The 4,185-nt window shown below is 48.8% G+C and carries 2 protein-coding genes; one reads left to right on the top strand and one right to left on the bottom strand.

The genetic code is table 11. From position 1 onward, the window contains the following. The coding region (locus tag V6C93_RS20785) for a PAS domain-containing protein (RefSeq protein ID WP_333478583.1) at window positions 1-3,462 on the top strand (3,462 nt) is incomplete at its 5' end. On the opposite strand, the gene V6C93_RS20780 is transcribed toward V6C93_RS20785, so the two are convergent. Further along, a partial coding sequence (locus V6C93_RS20780; protein WP_333478582.1) for an SDR family oxidoreductase occupies window positions 3,459-4,185 on the bottom strand: 727 nt, incomplete at its 5' end. The two genes, V6C93_RS20785 and V6C93_RS20780, sit on opposite strands and share 4 nt — an antisense overlap.

The following is a 4,185-nucleotide window of genomic DNA, read 5'->3' as shown; positions in this document are numbered from 1 at the left end:
AAACCCCTGCCTTGGCTCGGCGTTGAAGAGCTGAAATTTGATAAATCCGAATTAGTAATTGATATGCTGGCTCAGGTGAGTCAAGGGATTCAGCAGACTTGGCTGAGCGAGCAAAAGTCTCGTCAACTCGAAGCCCTCACTGCTCAGTTGCAACAGGTTGAAGCCACCTTGCGAGAGAGTGCAAGCAAGTTACGCAACCATAATTTAGTTTTGACAAAATTAGCCAAAAGTCCAGCTCTCAATCAGGGGGATTTAACCGCTGCTGTAAAAGAAATCACAGAAGCCAGTGCTAACAATATCGGGGTTGAACGGGCGAGTGTATGGCTGTACGACAAAACGCGGACTAAAATCCAGTGCCTTGGCCTATTTCAGAAGAGTCGTGAGGAACATCATAGCAAAGGTCTGGAACTGACCGCCCAAGACTATCCCGCCTATTTCCAAGCGTTGCAGCAAGACCAACCTATTGCAGCAGACGATGCCCATACCGACCCCAGAACCCGCGAATTTTCCGAGCATTATTTAACTCCCTTAGGTATCTCAGCCATGCTGGATATACCCATCCGAGTCAAGGGAGAAACGGCGGGAGTTGTCTGCTTAGAGCATGTCGGCGCGGCTCGTCACTGGACACCCGAAGACCTGAACTTCGCGCGATCGCTAGCCGATTTAGTCTCTTTAGCCATTGAAGCACGAGAACGTAAACAGGCAGAGATAGCCCTAGCTGAAAGTCAACGTACCCTGTTGACGTTGATGAGCAATATACCCGGTATCGCTTACCGCTGTTTGAATGACTCCGACTGGACAATGTTCTTCATGAGCGAAGGCTGCTATAGACTGACAGGCTATCCGGCTGAGGCTTTCACTACGCAAAAAAGTGTTACGTATAATCAACTGATTCACCCCGAAGACCAAGAACCTGTTAGGCAAGAGGTGGAAGCCGCCCTGGAAAATTCCCGCTCCTTCCAGATGACCTACCGAATTATCACAGCAACCGGGGAATTGAAGTGGGTTTGGGAACAAGGTCGGGGAATTTTTAACTCGGATGGGGAGTTGCTCTACCTAGAAGGCTTGATTACCGATATTACGGTTCGCGTACAAACCGAAGAAGCCTTGCGTCAGAGTGAAGAACGCTGGGAATTAGCGGTACGAGGCAGCAATGACGGTATTTTTGATGTGAATTTTCAAACTGGAGACGTGTTCTTCTCGACCCAGTGGAAAGCCATGTTAGGGTATGAAGACCACGAAATCAGCAACAGCAATGAGGAATGGTACAGCCGTATCCACCCAGATGATTATGAGCGGGTGATAGCGGCTAACCAAGCCCACCTAGACCAAAACACTCCCTATTTTTACGAAGAGTATCGGCTGCGCTGCAAGGATGGCAGCTATAAATGGATTCTCGGTCGGGCACAAGCGATCTGGGATGAAGCTGGGAACCCCCTGCGGATGGTGGGTTCCCATACCGATATCAGCGACCGCAAACAAGCTGAAGACGCACTACGTCAAAGTGAAGGACGCTGGCAACTCGCCCTGCGCGGTACGGGGGACGGCATCTTTGACTGGAATATTAGTAGCGGAGAAGCTTTTGCTTCGGCTCGCTTGCTCGAAATGCTGGGCTACGCAGAACAGGAGCTTGCTTACAGCTTTGACACTTGGCGCAGTCTCGTCCATCCAGAGGATATTGAGCCGACCCTCGTTGCCTTGCGATCGCATTTAGCAGGCCAGACCCCCCTCTACAGAGCGGAGAGTCGCCTGCGCTGCAAAGATGGAAGCTATAAGTGGATTTTGGCACGGGGACAAGCGCAATGGGACGAACAAGGGCAGCCTGTGCGGATGCTGGGGTCTCATCAAGATATCAGCGATCGCAAACAAGCGGAAGAAGAAGTCCAACTCTTGTTAACAGTCTCTCAGGCCATTAACGCGGCTCCAGACCTGGATACCGCCTTAGAGGTTGCCTTACAACAAGTGTGTGAGACAACTCGTTGGATTTATGGGGAAGCCTGGATTCCCACAACGGATGAGTCAGCTCTAGTATGCAGCTTTCGTTGGTATTGTCAGCGCACGGAGATAGATCCATCGGTGGTCGCTGAGCTTGAGCGTTTTCGAGAATACAGTGAAGTTCTCACCTTCTATCCGGGTGAGGAAATTCCTGGACAGGTTTGGTTAACACAAGAATCTCGATGGGTTGCGGAGTTTACTGAGCTTGAAGATTCTCTGCTCAGGCTGGAACTGGCGACAGAATGTGGTTTAAAAGCTGGATTTGGTGTACCGATCAGCACCATCGGGAACAGAAATGAAGAGGCACAGGAGCAAGGGAGTCATTTGCTCAGTTCTCATTCTCCCGTTTTAGCCGTACTCGTGTTCTTTACGCTGGAATCTCGTCCGGAGGATAAACGGTTGAGCCAGTTAGTCAATGCCGTGGCGGCTCAGTTAGGAACTGTACTCCAACAGAAGAAGGTGCAGGCCGAAATGAAGGCTTTGTTTGCTGCCATGACGGATGTGGTGACGGTGAGAGATGTATCTGGACGATGTTTCAATGTTATCCCAACCAATACGCGGAGTTTGTATAAACCACCAGCCGCAATGATTGGAAAAAAACTCCACGATGATTTGCCATCTGCACAAGCCGATTTAATTCTCCAGAGTATCCTCAAGGCTGTCTCGACCCAAAAAACCGTTGTGATTGAGTATTGTCTACCAATCAACGGCAAAGAGGTTTGGTTAGCCGAGACTATTTCGCCCCTATCGGAAGAAACCGCGATTTTAGTCGCTCAGGATATTAGCGATCGCAAGAAAGCGGAGGAAGCCTTGCGTTTAGAACAACAAAAGTCAGAACAGTTGTTGCTCAATATTTTGCCAGAGCCAATTGCCAACCAGCTCAAACAAAATCAAGGCGCAATTGCCGAACAATTCAATGAAGTTACGATTATGTTTGCTGATATTGTCGGGTTTACCCCATTATCAGCTCGCTTAACACCGATTGAGCTGGTTGACTTACTGAATCAAATTTTTTCCACCTTTGATGAACTGGCTCAACAGTTGGGATTAGAGAAAATTAAAACGATTGGTGATGCGTACATGGTCGCTGCCGGATTGCCCCTACCCAGACCTGATCATGCCGATGCGATCGCTCAAATGGCGCTGGCAATGCAAGCCGCCGTTCATCGCTTCCAATCTGAACTCCGTGAAAGTGTTCAAATCCGCATTGGTATTAACACCGGTGTTGTTGTTGCTGGAGTGATTGGCACCCGTAAATTTATCTATGACTTGTGGGGAGATGCCGTCAATGTAGCCTCGCGCATGGAATCATCGGGTCAACCGGGAAGCATTCAGGTGACAAAAGCCACCTATGAGCGATTGAAGAATAAATATATATTTGAGAAGCGGGGCACGATTGATGTCAAGGGCAAGGGAGAAATGGAAACCTATTGGCTAATGGGTTCCTATACAAGAGTGGGATTTTAACGGGATTTTTGAGATTGTACGGCGCTAGCAGCTATCCGATCCACTAACTCAGGTGCGATTAACTTTAACCAGAGGCCAAAGCGTCCTTTAGGAGTCATTACTAATTCTCGTTTTCGCTGTTGCATTGCCCGAAGAATTTGCCTCACACATTCCTCAATCGACATGGCTTGTTGCTGCTCGTCGGATAAACTAGCATCGATCAGATGGCCATCAGCTGCTAAAACATGTTGGCGAATATCCGTCGCGACAAAGCCAGGAGAAACAACCAGTACAGCAACTCCCGTGCCCCGTAATTCTACGCGAAGCGTATCAAAAAATCCTTGCATTGCATGTTTGCTTGCTACATAACCACTGCGAGTGGGAATCCCTGTTTTTCCGCATAAAGATGAGATTGCTACAAGCAGCCCTTGAGATTCCTTGAGATAGGGGAGAGCATAGTGGGTACAGTAGACGGCACCGAGATAATTGACCTGCATGATTTGCTCAAACATCGACAGGTCAGTTACTTGGTCGAAACGCGAGTACATGGATATACCTGCATTATTTACCAATCCTGCGATCGCACCATAGGTATTCACCGCACTCTCGATTAGTTCGCGGCAAGCTTCAGAATTGGTTACATCAGTGGGAAGGCAAATTGCTTTACCACCTGCTTTGATGCAAGCGTCAACAGTGGTTTGCAACGCTACTTGATTGCGTGCGCCAAGAACCAGATTTGCTCCT

It is taken from the genome of Allocoleopsis sp., from assembly GCF_036703385.1.
Classification (GTDB): domain Bacteria; phylum Cyanobacteriota; class Cyanobacteriia; order Cyanobacteriales; family Coleofasciculaceae; genus Allocoleopsis.
This window is presented reverse-complemented; position numbering and strand designations above follow the sequence as displayed.